Origin of the sequence: Dechloromonas sp. ARDL1 (assembly GCF_051122455.1) — a bacterium.
GTDB lineage: Bacteria > Pseudomonadota > Gammaproteobacteria > Burkholderiales > Rhodocyclaceae > Azonexus.
In genome coordinates, this window is sequence record NZ_CP168939.1 from 3,698,800 (window position 1) to 3,715,480 (window position 16,681).

20 protein-coding genes are annotated in these 16,681 nt (G+C 56.8%); 5 read left to right on the top strand and 15 right to left on the bottom strand.

The window, feature by feature from the left end; translation table 11 throughout:
- Nucleotides 1-15 precede the first annotated feature (15 nt).
- The 3 genes from AB6Q56_RS18270 to AB6Q56_RS18280 all read right to left on the bottom strand — a co-directional run bounded on the left by AB6Q56_RS18270 (nt 16) and on the right by AB6Q56_RS18280 (nt 2,806).
- A complete protein-coding gene (locus tag AB6Q56_RS18270) occupies nt 16-1,512 on the bottom strand; it encodes an ammonium transporter (protein WP_434514470.1) in 1,497 nt (498 codons plus the stop codon).
- An 11-nt stretch (nt 1,513-1,523) separates the two neighbouring features.
- The gene (gene glnK / locus AB6Q56_RS18275) at nt 1,524-1,862 is read right to left on the bottom strand and encodes a P-II family nitrogen regulator (RefSeq protein ID WP_434514471.1); all 339 of its coding nucleotides are present in this window, start codon (nt 1,860-1,862) and stop codon (nt 1,524-1,526) included.
- A gap of 83 nt (nt 1,863-1,945) precedes the next feature.
- On the bottom strand, nt 1,946-2,806 hold the full coding sequence (locus AB6Q56_RS18280; RefSeq protein WP_434514472.1) for a TorF family putative porin: 861 nt from the start codon (nt 2,804-2,806) through the stop codon (nt 1,946-1,948).
- A 242-nt stretch (nt 2,807-3,048) separates the two neighbouring features.
- Between AB6Q56_RS18280 and AB6Q56_RS18285 the strand changes: the two genes are divergently transcribed.
- The 5 genes from AB6Q56_RS18285 to AB6Q56_RS18305 all read left to right on the top strand — a co-directional run bounded on the left by AB6Q56_RS18285 (nt 3,049) and on the right by AB6Q56_RS18305 (nt 8,612).
- Nucleotides 3,049-3,291 (top strand): accessory factor UbiK family protein, encoded by a 243-nt coding sequence (locus AB6Q56_RS18285; RefSeq protein WP_434514473.1) that lies wholly within the window; start codon nt 3,049-3,051, stop codon nt 3,289-3,291.
- A 10-nt stretch (nt 3,292-3,301) separates the two neighbouring features.
- Nucleotides 3,302-4,219: a YifB family Mg chelatase-like AAA ATPase gene (locus AB6Q56_RS18290; protein ID WP_434514474.1), complete on the top strand. Its 918-nt coding sequence runs from the start codon at nt 3,302-3,304 to the stop codon at nt 4,217-4,219.
- Nucleotides 4,220-4,812: 593 nt separating this feature from the next.
- Complete coding sequence (gene istA, locus AB6Q56_RS18295; protein WP_434517118.1) at nt 4,813-6,309, top strand: IS21 family transposase; 1,497 nt, start codon at nt 4,813-4,815, stop codon at nt 6,307-6,309.
- Nucleotides 6,299-7,099: an IS21-like element helper ATPase IstB gene (istB, locus tag AB6Q56_RS18300; RefSeq protein ID WP_434517117.1), complete on the top strand. Its 801-nt coding sequence runs from the start codon at nt 6,299-6,301 to the stop codon at nt 7,097-7,099. Before istA ends, istB begins: the two co-directional genes overlap by 11 nt.
- Before the next feature lie 386 nt (nt 7,100-7,485).
- Nucleotides 7,486-8,612, top strand: a protein-coding gene (locus AB6Q56_RS18305; RefSeq protein WP_374755713.1) for an IS3 family transposase whose coding sequence is annotated in 2 segments (ribosomal slippage) — nt 7,486-7,744 and nt 7,744-8,612 — 1,128 coding nt in all. Because the reading frame shifts where the segments join, the coding sequence is not laid out codon by codon here.
- Nucleotides 8,613-8,624: 12 nt separating this feature from the next.
- On the opposite strand, the gene AB6Q56_RS18310 is transcribed toward AB6Q56_RS18305, so the two are convergent.
- The 12 genes from AB6Q56_RS18310 to AB6Q56_RS18365 form a co-directional block, all read right to left on the bottom strand.
- The gene (locus tag AB6Q56_RS18310; protein WP_434514475.1) at nt 8,625-9,947 is read right to left on the bottom strand and encodes an HD-GYP domain-containing protein; all 1,323 of its coding nucleotides are present in this window, start codon (nt 9,945-9,947) and stop codon (nt 8,625-8,627) included.
- On the bottom strand, nt 9,944-10,627 hold the full coding sequence (gene flgB, locus AB6Q56_RS18315; RefSeq protein ID WP_434514476.1) for a flagellar basal body rod protein FlgB: 684 nt from the start codon (nt 10,625-10,627) through the stop codon (nt 9,944-9,946). Before flgB ends, AB6Q56_RS18310 begins: the two co-directional genes overlap by 4 nt.
- A gap of 8 nt (nt 10,628-10,635) precedes the next feature.
- Nucleotides 10,636-10,878, bottom strand: coding sequence for a hypothetical protein (locus tag AB6Q56_RS18320; protein WP_434514477.1), 243 nt, complete (start codon nt 10,876-10,878; stop codon nt 10,636-10,638).
- 44 nt (nt 10,879-10,922) lie between these two features.
- On the bottom strand, nt 10,923-11,171 hold the full coding sequence (locus tag AB6Q56_RS18325; protein WP_434514478.1) for a hypothetical protein: 249 nt from the start codon (nt 11,169-11,171) through the stop codon (nt 10,923-10,925).
- A gap of 164 nt (nt 11,172-11,335) precedes the next feature.
- A complete protein-coding gene (locus AB6Q56_RS18330) occupies nt 11,336-11,641 on the bottom strand; it encodes a hypothetical protein (RefSeq protein ID WP_434514479.1) in 306 nt (101 codons plus the stop codon).
- Complete coding sequence (locus AB6Q56_RS18335) at nt 11,625-11,939, bottom strand: hypothetical protein (protein ID WP_434514480.1); 315 nt, start codon at nt 11,937-11,939, stop codon at nt 11,625-11,627. Before AB6Q56_RS18335 ends, AB6Q56_RS18330 begins: the two co-directional genes overlap by 17 nt.
- A gap of 55 nt (nt 11,940-11,994) precedes the next feature.
- Nucleotides 11,995-12,234 carry a hypothetical protein gene (locus AB6Q56_RS18340; protein WP_434514481.1) on the bottom strand — a complete coding sequence of 80 codons (240 nt, stop codon included), beginning with the start codon at nt 12,232-12,234 and terminating at the stop codon, nt 11,995-11,997.
- A complete protein-coding gene (locus AB6Q56_RS18345; protein ID WP_434517176.1) occupies nt 12,231-12,821 on the bottom strand; it encodes a NapC/NirT family cytochrome c in 591 nt (196 codons plus the stop codon). The genes AB6Q56_RS18340 and AB6Q56_RS18345 overlap by 4 nt, the downstream gene beginning before the upstream one ends.
- A gap of 104 nt (nt 12,822-12,925) precedes the next feature.
- Nucleotides 12,926-13,270: a c-type cytochrome gene (locus AB6Q56_RS18350; RefSeq protein ID WP_434514482.1), complete on the bottom strand. Its 345-nt coding sequence runs from the start codon at nt 13,268-13,270 to the stop codon at nt 12,926-12,928.
- Nucleotides 13,271-13,348: 78 nt separating this feature from the next.
- Nucleotides 13,349-14,719 (bottom strand): hypothetical protein, encoded by a 1,371-nt coding sequence (locus AB6Q56_RS18355; protein WP_434514483.1) that lies wholly within the window; start codon nt 14,717-14,719, stop codon nt 13,349-13,351.
- A gap of 354 nt (nt 14,720-15,073) precedes the next feature.
- Nucleotides 15,074-15,412, bottom strand: coding sequence for a hypothetical protein (locus AB6Q56_RS18360; protein WP_434514484.1), 339 nt, complete (start codon nt 15,410-15,412; stop codon nt 15,074-15,076).
- Between the two features lie 353 nt (nt 15,413-15,765).
- Entirely contained in the window at nt 15,766-16,650 is an 885-nt protein-coding gene (locus tag AB6Q56_RS18365) for a TorF family putative porin (RefSeq protein WP_434514485.1), read from the bottom strand.
- Nucleotides 16,651-16,681 lie beyond the last annotated feature (31 nt).

Below are 16,681 nucleotides of genomic sequence, written 5' to 3' on the forward strand. Positions count from 1 at the left end.
AGGGTAATTTCCGGCTTAGTGGTGGTAGGCACTTTCGCCGTGCGAGGTAAGATCCAGGCCTTCACGCTCTTCTTCTTCCGGCACGCGCAGACCGATCACGATATCGACCAGCTTGTAGGTCACGATGGAGACGACACCCGACCACACAACCACGGTACCGACACCCCACAGCTGGCTGATCACCTGCGCGGTCATGTCGTAGGCACCGACGGCGTTGGCGACATAGTCATAGACGCCAGTACCGCCGAGGGCCGGGTCGGCAAAGACACCGGTCAGGATGGCACCGAGGATGCCGCCGACACCATGCACACCGAACACGTCGAGCGAGTCGTCGGCACCGAGTAGCTTCTTCAGGCCATTGACGCCCCACAGGCAGACCACGCCGGCCAGCAGGCCGATAACGATCGAGCCCATGACACCGACGAAGCCCGCCGCCGGCGTGATGGCGACCAGACCGGCGACGGCGCCGGAGGCAGCGCCCAGCATGGACGGCTTGCCCTTGAGGACCCATTCGGCAAACATCCAGGAGAGCGCGGCGCAAGACGTGGCGACCCAGGTGTTGACCATGGCCAGCGCGGCACCGCCGGAGGCTTCGAGGGCGGAGCCGGCGTTGAAGCCGAACCAGCCGAACCACAGCAGGGAGGCACCGATCATGGTGAAGGTGAGGGAGTGCGGGGCCATGGCGACATTGCCCAGGCCAGTACGCTTGCCAACCATGTAGGCACCGACCAGACCGGCGATGGCAGCGTTGATATGCACGACAGTACCGCCGGCGAAGTCAAGTGCACCCTTCTGGAACAGGAAGCCGGCGGTCTTGCCAGCAGCTTCGCCGGCAGCGGCGTCGATGTAGGCATCCGGACCCGCCCAGTACCAGACCATGTGGGCCATCGGGATGTAGGACAGGGTGAACCAGATCACCATGAAGACCAGGATGGCGGCAAACTTGGCACGCTCGGCGAAGGCGCCGACGATCAGGCCACAGGTGATGGCGGCGAAGGCGCCCTGGAAGACGACGTAGGCCAGCTCGGAGATGTTGACGCCCTTGCTGAAGGTGGCAGCAACGGAATCGACGGTGACGCCCTTCAGGAACATCTTGTCGAGCACACCGAAGAACTGGTTGCCCTCGGTGAAGGCAGCCGAGTAACCGTAAACCACCCAGAGAACCGAGATCAGCGAGAAAGTGACAAAAACCTGCATGAGCACCGACAACATGTTCTTGGTACGGACCAGGCCGCCGTAGAACAGCGCCAGACCGGGGATCGACATCAGGATGACCAGTGCGGCACTGACCATCACCCAGGCGTTGTCACCCTTGTTCGGCGGAATCGGGGCGACGGCGGGAGCCGACGCTGCGGCTTCTGCGGCGGCCGGAGCAACTGCAGCCGGAGCAGCAACGGCCGGGGCTGCTTCTGCAGCGGCGGCAACCGGTGCCGCAGCCTTTTCCTCGGCCCAGGCCGGGGCGCCGAAAGCGACGGCGCCGAGCAGAGCTAGCAATGCGAATACGCGTTTCATGGTGGGGCTCCTCAGAGGGCGTCAGTACCGGTTTCGCCGGTACGGATACGAATGACTTGCTCGACGTCGAAGACGAAAATCTTGCCGTCGCCGATCTTGCCGGTTGAAGCCGACTTCTCGATGGCCTCGATGACCTGATCGAGTTGCTCGTCCTTGATGGCGGCCTCGATCTTCACCTTAGGCAGGAAGTCGACGACATATTCAGCGCCCCGATACAGCTCGGTATGCCCCTTTTGCCGGCCGAAACCCTTCACTTCAGTGACCGTGATGCCTTGCACGCCGATGGCGGACAGGGCTTCACGCACTTCGTCAAGCTTGAACGGCTTGATGATGGCGGTAACGAATTTCATGATGAATATTCCCCGTTTAGGTTGAAATCTGTTTTCCCCCACCGGCGCCGGCCGGGTCGCCGGCAGGGGAAGCTTCTGTTTCTTTAGAAAGTCTTGGTGACGGACAGGACAGCGATACCGCGGCCGGCATCCTTTGCCCTGGACCCGGTGTTGCCCGACTCGTTCAGGGAGTTCGTGAAGCAGTAGAACTCGCCCTTGCTGCAGCTACCCTTGGCGTTGGTGCCGACATAGGAAAGGCCGACCACCCAGCCGCTCAGATCCTTGGTCACGCCGAACTTCCAATCGGTGTAGCTGATGCTGTCGGAGCCAGTCAGGCTGGCCGAGGCATACTTGTAGTCCTTGGCGAATAGATGGCCAACGTGACCATTCACCCCCCAGCCGTCGCCCAGATCGTAGTTGCCGTTGAATTCGAGATAGCTGGTGCCCTTGGATTCCGGCAGATCGAAGTAATCGCTGACTGCATAGGAGTACTTCAGGGTCAGGAACTTCCAGCTACCGGCAACGTACAACTCCAGGTTATCCACGGTGCCGGAGGCGTTGGCCGACGGATGCTTGGCATTGGTACCCGACAGCGGACGGGCACGGGAACCCGGATAACGGTAGTAGAGGGCGCCGACGTCAATACCGAAGTCTTCGGCAAAGGTCGTCTTCCAACCGCCGTAGAAGTCCATTTCGATGTTGCCTTCCGGATAACCGGCGCCCGACGAAATGGTGGAGTTCCAGTTACCGATGTACAGGCCGGTAGCCGCGTGCGAATAGTCGAAGCCACCCTGGATGGCCGGCTTGCCGAAGGTCTGGTCAATGCCGCGGAAGCGGTAGCTGGAAGCAAGCGTCATGTTGCCGGTCAATGCCGGGGTTTCAGCGGCCGGTGCGGCAGCCTCCTCGGCGAAGGCCGGTGCGGTGAAGGCGCCGACGAGGGCCAGGGCGATCAGGGACTTCTTCATGGTTTCTCTCCTACGGATTGGTCAATGCAAAAACAAAAACTGTTCGAGACAGCATTAGCAGAACACGTGCCAGGCAATATTTTTGATAAAAATCGAACAGTTAGGGCATTCAAACAAAGCAAGGCACCAAGGTAGCGCACCAAAACCGTGCGGTTACAGTGTGTTACGCACCAAGCCCGAGCGACCATCGGAAAAGAGGAGGAATTCCGCTGTGATAAACTGCCCGGTCACGGAGGACACCCATGCTCGACCCCAAGACTCTTGAAGATTTCGGCGCCAAAATGAGCGCGCTGCTGGCCAACACCCCTGCCAAGGACATCGAAAAGAACGCCAAGGCCATGATGAGCGGCTTCTTTAGCAAGCTCGATCTGGTTACCCGCGAGGAATTCGATATCCAGGCCCAGGTTCTGGCCCGTACCCGCGAGAAACTGCAGGCGCTCGAAGCGCGCGTCGACGCGCTGGAAAAAGCCCGCTCCGGCCAGTAATACAAGCCGCATGGCGCTGGCCATCGCCCACAGTCGCGGACTGGATGGCCTGAACGCCCCGCCGGTCGTCGTCGAAGCCCACCTGGCCAGCGGCCTGCCCAGCTTCACGCTGGTTGGGCTGCCCGATACCGAGGTCAAGGAAGCACGCGACCGGGTACGCGCCGCCATAGTCAATTCCGGCTTCGAATTTCCCAACAAACGCATCACTGTCAATCTGGCGCCGGCCGATCTGCCCAAGGAATCCGGGCGCTTCGACCTGCCCATCGCGCTCGGCATCCTGGCCGCCAGTGGACAGATCCCGGCCACCGACCTGGCCTCCTACGAATTCGCCGGCGAGTTATCGCTATCCGGTGAACTGCGTCCGATCCGCGGGGCGCTGGCCATGGCGCTGCAGACCCAGGAGGAAGGCAAAGCCTTCATCCTGCCCGAGGAAAGCGCCCGCGAAGCGGCGCTGACCGGCGCCGCCCGCATCCTGGCCGCCCGCTCGCTGCTCGGCGTCTGTGCCCACCTGGCGGACCGCGAACATCTGCCGACGGCCGTGGCGGCCGGTTCACCGAACTATCGCCCGGCCATCCACGATCTTGCCGATGTGCGCGGCCAGGCGCAAGCCAAGCGGGCGCTCGAGATCGCCGCCGCCGGTTCGCATTCGCTCCTGATGCTCGGCCCGCCCGGTTCGGGAAAATCGATGCTCGCCGCACGCCTGCCCGGCCTGATGCCGGACCTCGACAACGCGGCGGCCAAGAGTTCGGCGGCCGTCCTGTCGCTGGTCGGCCAGTTCCGCCCCGAGGCTTTCGGCCTGCGCCCCTATCGCCAGCCGCACCACACGGCCTCGGCCGTTGCCCTGGTCGGCGGCGGCAATCCGCCGCGCCCAGGCGAAATCAGCCTGGCCCATCAAGGCATCCTTTTTCTCGATGAACCCGTCGTTTAGCTTTTTTTGCAATGTTGTCTATAACTCAATATATGTATGAATTATTGATGGAACATAGACAACATGACTGCTCCGATTTCACAGCCAATCGTCCAAAAATTTGCGAGGCATAGTCAATTGCCGTTCGTCGCCCTAAGCGGAGGGGCACGAAAGCTATTAGAGACGGCAGCCCAGCAGATTCCGCAGCACGAGCAGAAGGAGGTACCCAAGCTATTGAGGTGGCTCGAATGCTATTTGCAGATTACCGACCAACGGTTATCCATCCGCCACGTCAACGCTCCACTGTTCCACAATATTTGCGTCCGCTTCTATGGAGCGCTCTATTCCAGGCGATTTCTTGAAATCCGTAGTGAAGCACGTTACGTAGTAGCAAAAGCATTCTCGTCGCTACTAGAAGCCGTCAGGTCTCTTGCTCCGTTAACGCAAGTACCAACCCCACAATTATCAACCACAGGCCCTTCTCAAGAAATCCTGCAGTGTGTTGACGCTCGTTGAAAACTGACCAGAAAAGTGGGGGTGTGCGCGCTGAAAATTGACCAGGGTGATTAACTCGTCCGCTCATTTTTTGAGCAGGATTTTAGGAGATGATCACCATGAAGGATCTGGGAAGGATTCGGCGGTTGTTTTATCGGGATGGCCTATCGCTGTCCGAGATTTCGCGGAAGACGGGGTATAGCCGGAACACCGTCAAACGTTGGTTACGGACACCGGAAGGGGCGGAGCCGAAGTACGAACGGCAGAACCCGAACATCAAGATTGCCCCGTATGCGGCGCGCCTGATCAAGGCACTGGAGGCGGATGCCCGCCGTCCGAAACGGGATCGGCGCACAGCACTGAAACTGTTTGGCGAATTGCAGGCCGCCGGATTCACCGGTACCTACTGCCGGGTCACCGAATTCATCCGGCGCTGGCGGGCCGATGGCGGTGCAGCCGTCAGTAAAGCCTTCGTTCCGCTCCACTTCGAGTTGGGCGAAGCCTTCCAGTTCGACTGGAGCGAAGAGCATCTGGTCATTGGCGGGGTCTGGCGCAAGATTCTCGCCTCACATCTGAAACTCTGCGCCAGTCGGGCCTTTGTCGTTCAAGCCTATCCGACGCAAGGTCACGAGATGCTGTTCGATGCCCATACCCGCTCGTTTGCGGCGCTGGGTGGCATTCCCCGGCGCGGCATCTACGACAATATGAAGACGGCCGTGGATAAGGTGCAGAAAGGCAAATCCCGCATCGTCAATTCGCGCTTCTCGGCGATGGCCTCCCACTACCTGTTTGATCCGGATTTCTGCAATGTCGCCAGCGGCTGGGAGAAAGGCGTCGTCGAGAAGAACGTCCAGGATAGTCGGCTCCGTCTCTGGCAGGATGCCGGCAAGGAGCGATTCAGTTCATTCACCGAACTGAACGTCTGGCTGCTCGAGCGCTGCCGGGGGCTGTGGCAGGAATTGCGTCATCCCGAGTACGCTGACCTGACAGTGGCCGAGATGCTCGAACACGAACAACCGAGCCTGATGCCGATGGTCGCATCCTTCGATGGCTACGTCGAAACCTTGGGCAAGGTATCGAGCACCTGCCTGGTGACGCTGGATCGCAACCGCTACTCGGTACCGTGCGAACTGGTGGGCCAAGCCGTCAGCCTGCGTCTTTATCCGGAACGGATCGACATTGTGGCGCACGATACTCGGGTGGCCAGTCATCCCCGCAACTTCAGTCGGCAGCAAACCCTCTACGACTGGCAGCACTACATCCCGCTGATCGAACGCAAGCCAGGGGCCTTGAGAAATGGCGCGCCGTTTGCCGACATGCCGGAGCCATTGCAACGATTACGCAGCTTGCTCCTGCGCCGGGAAGGTGGTGATCGGGTGATGGCCAAAGTGCTATCGGCAATTTCGCAGTTTGATCTGGAAGCGGTGCTGGTTGCCGTCGATCTGGTGCTGGAGTCCGGCCTACCCAGTGCCGAGCACATCGAGAACATGCTCAACCGCCTGAAGTCGGGTCCCATGCCGCCACCGGTGGAAACGCCACTCACCCTCAGCGAAGTACCGATTGCCGATACCGGCCGCTATGACCGCTTGCGTACCGAGGTGACTGATCATGCGTGAGCTGATGAGCGAGTTCAAGGAACTGCGTTTGCACGGCATGGCCGGTGCCTGGGAGGAGCTGACAGCCAACGGTAGCAGCCGTGTCGAAGCCTCACGTTGGCTGATCGAACATCTACTGCAAGCCGAGCATACTGATCGAGTGATGCGTTCGATTGGCTATCAGATGCATGCGGCCCGCTTCCCGGTACATCGTGATCTGGCCGGATTCGACTTCGAACAATCGAAGGTGGATCAGAAGCTGATCCGGCAACTGGCCGACCTCTCCTTTGCCGAGGAAGCCCAGAACGTCGTGTTCATTGGTGGCACGGGCACTGGCAAGACCCACCTCGCGACGGCGCTGGGTGTCTCGGGCATTACCCATCACAGCAAGCGGGTGCGTTTCTTCTCGACGGTTGATCTGGTCAATGCGCTGGAACAGGAGAAGGCTGCTGGCAAAGCCGGGCGGATTGCCTTGGGGCTGCTGCGCATGGATCTGGTCATCCTCGATGAGTTGGGCTATTTGCCGTTCAGTCAGGCCGGTGGCGCCTTGCTGTTCCACTTGCTGTCGAAACTCTACGAGCACACCAGTGTGATGATCACGACCAATCTGACCTTCGCCGAATGGCCGAGCGTCTTTGGCGATGCCAAGATGACCACTGCCTTGCTCGACCGGCTGACGCATCACTGCCATATCGTCGAGACCGGGAATGAGTCGTTTCGCTTCCGGCACAGCACGGCAACGGCCAAGTCGAGGATCAAGGCGCGGGAGCAGAGCAAGCGGGGAAATCCACCCGAAGCAGATCCGTTCTGATCGAGGCCGCGTTGGGAAATCCGTTCCGGACTCCGTCCTCCACGGCTTTCCCAACGCATTCGTCGTGGCTCGGAAATCAGTTGTTCTGAGCTACACTTATCCACAAGCCCACCTATGTCAGGTGGCTATCACACCTGGTCAAAATTCAACGCGCACAGGTGGTCAAATTTAAACGCGCGCCGACACTGCAGTGGATCGATAGCTTCCACCAACTACCTTTGAACTAGGAAAAGGTATGGCTATGGACTGGCTGGCGAACAGAAAATCGAAAAGGGAAGGTCATATGGCTATCGCTCTAAGAGGTGGTTCCGCGAATCCGGACATCGAGTTAAGTGAAATCTCTGCTTCAATGGGCGATGGAAATCGCCTGCCTAGGAGCAGAAGCAATGAGAAGACCCCGCCGTAACCACACAGCCGCCTTCAAGGCCAAAGTGGCGATTGCCGCCCTCAAGGGCGATGAGACGCTGGCTGCGTTAGCAGAGAAGTTTGACGTTCATCCGAATCAGATTACGCAATGGAAGACACAATTGCTCGAGAACGCCTCGGGTGTCTTTGCGACGGCTGCCGAGAAGCAGGCGGCCACGCCGGACCTGAAGGATTTGCATGCAAAGATAGGCCAGCAGGCGTTGGAGATTGATTTTTTGGCCGTCGCGCTCGGTCGCATCGGCGATGCGAGCGCAAAACGATGATCGACAAGGCCCACGATCTGCCTGTCGTCAGGCAAGTCCAGTTACTTGAGCTTTCGCGTTCTTCTGTCTATTACCAGCCGCAGCCCACATCCGAAATCGATTTGATGCTGATGCGGCGGATTGATGAACTGCACCTGGAGCATCCCTTTGCCGGTGCGCGGATGTTGCGCGATATGCTCAAGCTCGAAGGCCATGAAATCGGTCGCAAACATGTCGGTACGCTGATGAAGAAGCTCGATATCCAGGCCATCTACCGCAAGGCCAACACCAGTCGGCGCAACCAGGCACACCGCATCTATCCCTACCTGCTGCGCGGCCTTGCCATCGAGCGTCCGAATCAGGTCTGGGCCATGGATACGACCTACATCCCGATGCGCCGGGGCTTCGTCTATCTGAGCGCGGTGCTTGATTGGGCAACCCGTCGGGTGCTGAGTTGGCGCCTGTCGAACAGCCTGACGGCTGATCCCTGCGTCGATGCTCTGGAAGAGGCCATCATGAAGTATGGCCGACCGGAAATCATGAACACAGACCAGGGCAGCCAATTCACCAGTTCGGCCTTCATTGGCTTGCTTCAGGAGCACAGCATTCAGGTCAGCATGGATGGCAAGGGCTGCTGGCGCGATAACGTATTCGTCGAACGCCTCTGGAAATCGGTCAAGTACGAGGAGATTTACCTGCACGGCTACGACACCGTTTCCGAGGTCCGACAGGCGCTGGCCCGCTACTTCGATTTTTACAATCGTCGTCGCCCGCACTCAACGCTTGACGGGCAAACCCCGGATACGGCTTACTTCAACCAGCCGCTGCTCGCCGCAGCGGCTTAACCCGCAGAGAACTCACTTAAGAAAACCAAATTTCTGTCCAACTGCGCGGGGCCACCTCTCCGTTTCTGTTTTGAAGTACCGCTTGACGACCGAGTTCAATTCGGCCGCCCACTGATTCCTTTCCCAAGTACGGCTCTTGGCATACAGGCCTGGTGCAAGCTCGAAGAATGTTGCGAATACTTCCGGGTCAAAATGAGTGCCACTTTCCTGCTCCATGACGGACAACGTTTCCTCCAGTGATATTGCCTCCTTGTAAGGGCGCACCGAGGTCAGCGCATCGAATACGTCGACCACCGCAAAAATCCGGGCAGCTAAAGGAATACCGGTTCCGGATAATCCATCCGGGTAGCCGCTGCCATCAAAACGCTCATGGTGGTGACGGATCGTTTGTTCGGCACCGGTCAGCCAGGGATTGCCAGCAACGATCTCCACGCCAAGCACAGCATGGGTCTGCATGACCTTGAACTCATCCCGATCTAATCTGCCGGGCTTGAGCAGGATTCTATCGGGAATCCCGATCTTGCCCACATCATGTAAAAAAGCACCCAACACCAGACTGGAAATCGTTTCTGTTGGAACCTTCAAGGCCTCGGCAACGGCCACCGAGAACAAGGTGACCCGATAATTGTGCGCATCGGTGTCGGCGTCACGCTTGGCAATTGCATTCCCCAACGAACGAATCAGCGACAGGTTGGCATCGAGCAGTTGCCGCGACAGAAAATTGGAACGCCGTAGCATGGCCAGCATAAGGGGGTACAACAACAATGCCGCTGTTGGCACCGACAAACTTGCTGCCAGTGCCACATGCCGGATTGATCGCCGCCTGGCCTCGATTTCCTTTTCAGATATTCGACTGATCCCTTCGACATAGCCTATCAGGTGGCCATTTTCGGTAGTCATGGGGAGCAAGACCTGAATCAACTCGTCAGCCCCAACACGAACACTCCGTGTGTGATTTTCACCCTGTTTCGGCCAAGTAGGTACGATGCCACTGAACGGGGCGAGTGCTGCCTCAGGGAGTCCCCCTAATGTCTCGAAGAGCACACGCCCATCGACTCCAAAAACACGCATGCCCACAAGTTCCTCACGCAGGAGTCGGGCAAGCTCTTGATGGTCGCTCGCATCCTGCCCTTCGGCCAATTGCATCGCCGGCGACTCGAAGTGACGTACGCCGGCAATCGCCAGCTCCTTGACGCGTAACTCGGCTTCGTAGGATGCCAACCAGTAGGCCACACCACCGGCCAGTATCCCGACTACTGCGGCGCCAATGCCGAGCCGCAGGGCCAAAGCAAGACGTAACCGGCGAGGCGTGTCAGGCAGTGAAAAGCGATTCATTTGAGGTTCTGCAACAGCTCCATGAAGTGCTTGAAGTGGCCGCTGACACGATCTAGGGAAAACTGGTGCATCAGCGAGTTTTCAGCCATCTTCTGTCGCTCAACGTCCATTTCGACCGTATTGCCGTCAGCAGCGGCTTGGTACGGCACATGGTACTTCAGCGGAAACGGCGGTGTCTGCGCACTTCCTGACTGATGGCCGGCGGCAGTGGTCGCCAGCGGTAGCGATGCCGATGCCCCCTTGACGATTTGGGCGGCCTCTTCAATGTCAATATCGACAGCCTTATAACCAGGCGTATCAGCATTGGCGATGTTCGAGGCTATAAGTTGCTGCCGATAGATCCGAACCCCTAGCATTTTCTGCTGGAAGTCGTGACCCGCATGCCCGCCCTGTCCAATGGAAAAGTGATTTGGGTGGGCTGTTGCCGTAGTGGGCGCCATTCCGGAAGCGTGCCCGCCACCATGTCCTCCCCCCTGACCTGATCCACTCCCTCCTTGTCCGCCATGGGCGCCATGGCCGGCCACCGGATTATTCGCCTGTTGGGCCATCGCCTGATTCAGTGCTTCAGAAAACGTACCATTGTTGGCATTGGCAGGCGAAGCACCGTGCCCTTCGTGACCACCTTGAACCGGAGGAGGTGAACTGTTGCCGACAGGAGGAACTGACGAAGCACCTGCCATGACGATGACTATTCGTTCATGATCAGAATGGCTCTCACCGGGTCGATCTCACCGAGGTCGTGCCATTTCAGTTCGCTATCCGGCATGACCGGTGCGGCCAGACAACCATGATTGCATTCGACAAGCCAACGTTTCTGGAGCACCTCCCGGCAGTAGTTGTAGCTCAGCAGCTTGGGGTCGCTACCAACCGCCAGCGCCAGTGCGCGACAAACACACCGATCACCGTGTTCTGCTGGTTTGCGAATATCCATGGCTGAAATGATGAGGCCCCGATATCGGGGCCTTTGCTGAACAGTTACTTCCCATCCCGCGGATGGTAGTGCTTGCCCTGATCCTTGCCGGCCTTGGATTTTTCAGCCTTGGCATCCGGCATACTTTGCGCCATACCGGTCTTCTCCTGGACGTGGGAATGCGGTTTGACAGCAGCCTTGTCAGCCTGAGCTTCGGCAGCTTTCGGGGCGGCTGCCTTCTCATCGGCATAGACGATACCCGTTGTGGCGGCGCTGGCGAACAGAACGGCGGCAATAAGGGAAGAGATTTTCATGATCGGGGCTCCTAGGGTTTGAGGAAATCAACAGTCCGAATCGCATGGACAAGTGCAGTTTCTACCTTTTTGACTGTCAACAAAGTGACTTGTTGATTACATATTTGTCAGGAAGTATTGCTGGACAGGGAGCCAAGGAAGTCATGAGCACCAAAGCGGTCGATTCATTTTCGAGACAAGGCTGCTAGCACTTGTTTCTGGTAATTCAGGCCATCTTGTAGACAGGACTTGCAATAATCAGTCAGAACACTTCCTTTCTCGCTCAGAGCGTTCCAAGCACCTTCACTACTGTAGCTCTCCGGGGCCTGATCCTTTTGCAGTAGCGCCTGCAACATCGCGAAATGCGCAGCCACGGCTTTTTCAGCGTACTCCCCGTTCGCCTGAACAATGCGAAGGGTGAGATCCAGCTGTGAGCCAGCTTGATTTTTCAAGTTTTCAAGGGATAGGGACATATCAAACTCCTGATTCATGGAAAACTGCTGCTTGGTTTAGGGTTCGAACTTGGTTGAGATATAGCAGGGTAATCATCAATCTCCTCGCTACCTCATCTGCCCGTTTTCCAAATGCATGAAACTCCTCTTGGCAACAATGGACACCACAATCTCGAATTATCGAATTCCAGTTGGATGGCCACTGATCATAGGCAGTGAGCCAGGAAGCGACGGCCAAGCCATTGTCTGTAGCCTGCCAGATGCATTGATTTTCATCCCATACTGCAATAACGTCGAAGCATGCAAAAGGAACCTCGTAATAACGAATGTCTTCCATAGTTCCAACGCTATCCTGCGTCATAGTGCTTATTTCGGAAGACACCTGAAACACTTCAAGCGTTGATATTGATCAACGTACCAGTCAACTGCCCTTGGGCGTTGATTGCCGGTTGTGGAATGGCCTGCTCAATCTGACGCTGCCGTGATAGTTCCTCTGCTTGACGGGCCTGAATCTCGGCCCGTTTGACGTTGTAGGCGTCCTGATTCTGGGGTACGGTGGTGGAATTACGGCTAATCGCATCCATGGTCATGGAAATCTCCTTGTTGAGTAATGCAGTATCAATGACTTTCAATCTTCGCCATCGTCCTTGTATTCCTTGGGTAACTTATGCGCGATCCCCTTGTGGCAATCGATGCAGGTCTGCCCCTCGTCCTTGGCTTTCATGTGCTTCTTGAAGACGGTCTGTTTCTGGATGTCTCCGCTCATGGCTTCGAAACTGTGGCAGTTTCTGCATTCGCGTGATCCGACCGCCTTCATTCGTTCCCACTCATGGGTAGCCAAGGTCATGCGTTTGGCTTCGAATTTCTCCGGGGTATCGATGCTGCCAGTGAGCTTGCCCCATATTTCGAAGCTCGCCTTGGCCTTTCGCACCATCTTGTGCGTCCAGTCCTTGGGTACATGACAATCGGAGCAGATGGCACGCACGCCGGTACGGTTGCTGTAGTGAATCGTTTGTTTGTATTCCTGATAGACAGTGTCCCGCATCTCGTGGCACGTGGTACAGAACTCCAGCGTGTTGGTCGCCTCAAGAGCGGTATTGAATCCGCCCCAGAATATGATTCCGGACGCAAAACCGATCGCCAACAGGGACAGCAGAGAATACTTAACGCTGGGTCGTCGAAGCACCTTCCACCAACGTTTTACGAATCCCCTGCTCATGTCTTCCATGGTGTGCTCCCTGAGTTATTTGCCTGATCAAATGGCATCGGGGGAAGCAAACGGCCAGTGGGCCGATGCCGCCGCCGAAGGTATGGCTGGCCGGCTTAGCGCGACAGAATGAAGTCCACCAGGTTCTTGACCTGGGCAGGATCCTTCGACTTGACGACCTTGTGTTCCTCTTCGTGCCCATCCTCAAACTTGACCTTCTCACCGCTGGTGATGTGCTGGGTCAGCTTGGCTTCAGCATCGGGTTTGCCCTTGTATTTGGCGGCCACTTCTTTCCAGGCGGGGCCATCGCCTTTCTTGCTGATCGAATGGCACTTGAAGCAATTACTTTCGCGGGCCAATACCCGCGCAGCTTCCTCATCGACGGCCTGTGCGCCAGTTGCCGAGAACATGGCGACCGATAGGGCGCAAGCAATAAGCAAGCGCTTGAAAAGTGTATTCATGGCAATCTCCAGAATTGATTGAATCGAGCAAATGAGGGGTATGAGGGATCCGGCCCGCCGGGCCGAATCCAATGAGTGCTAGAACAACACCCAGCCCATCAGGAAAACGTTGTTGTTGTCCGCGGCATTACGTCCCAGTCCGTTGTAATTGTCCGAGGCGCCATTGAACTGGTTGTATTTGGTATAGCGCAGCGCAAACTTCACGTTCTGCCACGGCAGGTAATTCAGTTCCGCGATCCAGCCCTTGGTATTGGGACTGCCGCTGGCACTTCCCATCAATGCATCACCGGTGTTGTAACGCAAATCATCCGAGGTGCCGGTGGTTCTGAAATACTGCAATCCACCGCCCCATTGACGCTGGAAGTAGTAGTGGAAGTCCGTTCGGAAGGTTTTCAGGGTGGTTGCAGCATTCGAGACTGCTGAGCCGACCAGGCCGTTATCCCATGTCTGCTTCTCGTTGATCCAGTTCGCACGTGCCGAGGCAGTATGGTTGCCCTGAATGAACTGATAATTCAGGTCGAATGCAATATCCCGGAAACGATTGCTCCCCAGTGATTTGTCGTTCGTGTCCTGCCATACCCTGGCATTCAGACCATAAGTCCCGATCGCGAGGTTATGCGCTCCCCAGTCCTGTTGGAGCGCGACCCGCCAATAGGGTGCATTGCCATTGATGACACTGCCGGCCAACTCCTCCGTTCCCCAAGGCTGTCCCCAACTCATGAAGCGGAAGGCCCCACTCTTGGCGGAACGATAATTGGCAACCTCGACGTAAATCAGGTTGTTCCACATGCCGTACAGGCCAACGCCGCCGACCTTGCTGGCCAGCGTCATGTCGACCAGTGAGGCAGCAGGCATCTGCAAGGCAGCAGTACCGATATGGGGAAATCCCCAGGCAGGCGTGCTGTTATAGATATCTGAAACGGTCGGGCTATTGTTCAACGTCACGCCGTAGGCCAGTTCCTCCCCGGCCAGCGTCAGGCTGTTGCCGTAGCGGGCATCAAACATTTCCATGCCCCAACGCTTCTCAAGGCCATCGTAGTTGTACTGGATCAAGGCACCGGAATTGTCCGTAATTTTGCCGCCATAGTAGAGCGCTGCTGTCTCGGCAACGATTTTCCGATCTTTCGGAAAGTCCTCCGGTGTCGTTCCGCCGGCATTGGTATCACTGGTGTTTGTCTGGGAGGCCAGCAATGCGGCAGACACGGGTATCCGCTCAAGTAATGGCTTGGCATCCCACTTGTCAGAACTCATGGCAAAGGCACCCAGCTTGAACTGCCGTCCAAACGGGGTAAGTTCCGGAAATACCGTGTGGCATTTTCCGCATTCATAGCCGGTTTGCCGGGCCATGCTGGGAACCGCCTGGGCCGTTTGTGTTGCGAAAACCCCCGTGACCAACGCCAACGTGGCCAGTAACGCTGACTTCCACCTCCTGGATTGTTTGCCGTTCATTTTGACCCCTCCTGGTAGATAGGGCTTACAACTGCTCATCGGCACCTTGGTGCAGAAACCGTGACAACAACATCTTTCCTACGGTTAGCAGATGCAATTACCCTGTTATCGACGATGTCATCTTGAAGTTGTTAGCCTGTCTAACCAGTGACTGCCAAATTACAAATTAAATGGGAAGCTGTAATGATCCTGACTAAAAACTGACCTGGCGATCAAACCAGGTTTTTCCCCGAGGAAGTCAAAAAGGAGGTTCGTAAAATATGAAGCCCAGTATTTTCCTACTGGGCTTTGCTGTGACACATAGAAGGGAGCCTAATTACCTCGGGCCGTTCACGGCCGTTAGGCTATGCTGTTTCATTTTGTGGTGGACGCCAGCTGACGGTGAGCCTCGGCTAACTCCCTGGATTCCTTGGCGGCCGCATTCAACCGTTCCTTCAAAGCGAGGCAATGTTCCCGCATGGCGACAGGATCGCCCTTGGGCCGTTGCGCGTAGTAAATGCTGGCGGCCTTCTCATGCCATGCCGCATCCGCCTCGTATTTGGCGGCTCTCTCCATATAGAAATCAGCGATCCGCTGATGGTCGGATGCACTGGAAGCATTGGCAATACTTTCGGGAAGATTGCTGACTGGCACTGCGGTACATGCCGCAAGACTGACTAAGGCAAGGCCGCCAAGAAAAATTCGAAATTTCATTACATACCCTCCTGTAGCAAGAATTATGGTACGTCGGAACGTAACTCTCTTTGTAACCAAAAATCCTCTGATGGCATCCATTACGCAAATCATTAAGCGCTGCGCGCACTGACCAATAGATGACCGACTGATTACAATTTCGTCAGCGTGGCGAAAGGAATACATCGACATCAGCCTCAAAAATCGAGAGGGGACTTGAATTTGCTTGAGAGAAAAGAGGAGGCCTTGTCTGGTGACAAGGCCGTCCACAACAGCCGGCTAGGAGAGATGGCGGCTGCGGGGAATTTGGTCAAAGTTGCACGGGCTCCAACCAAGACTCCCCCGGGGATTGCTTTTGTTTGCGTTGCGCGATCCTAGAACGATTTGCTCACCGAAGCGACCACGCGGTCGCGTCCGATGTTCCGACCAAACGCATTCATGTAGGCCGTCGTGTTTCCGTCGGGTGCCGTATGACGGGTATTGGCATAGGACCAGGCTAGGCCAAAGTTGAACCCGTAGTATTCCTTGGTCAGCCCGAGCCGGTAATCCGTATAATCAAAATAATTGTTGTTACCGCCAGATGCTCCCCAGTACCCGGTATTCGCATTGCCGGAGTAATTTTGTCGCCCGATATGGGCTTGCAGGCCGAAACCGCTTTCGCCTAGCGGAATCTGCGCCGTCAGATCCAGATAACTGGCACCGCGTGACTCATTTACCCCAAACGTATAGGTGCTGATACCTCGAGAATATTTCAGGGTCAGCCATTTGTAGCCAATTGCGCCGTAAACCTCTGTCGTATCCGGTTGACGATAGGCACCCAGATTATCGAAGCGCCCCGGATAATAGTAGCGAATCAGCCCGACGTCGTAGGTCCACTCGTCGGCGAAGCTGCTTTTGTAACCACCATAGAAGTCCCATTCCAGACTGGCAGAGTTGCTGGCTCCGGCAGTGTACGGAGCACCGACACTCCCTGGGGAGGCAAGGGATACTGGTGCGTTCTTTACGCCGGCATTCTGGTCGGTAAACCAGGAAATGTTGGATAGCCACGTACCAAGATAGAACCCGGATGAATGAACGTAGTCGATCCCGCCCTGTACGGCGGGCTTGCCATCGGTTTGCGACAGCCCACGAAATACATACTGACTGACTACACCCAGATTGCCGGTTACGGAATGTTCCGGCGTTGGTGCCGGACTTACGGTTTGCGCAAATGCCGACGACACACCGAAGAGAGCGACGGCGATAGCTATTCCTTTCATTTACAACTCCCTGAGAAAAATGCAGGCACAC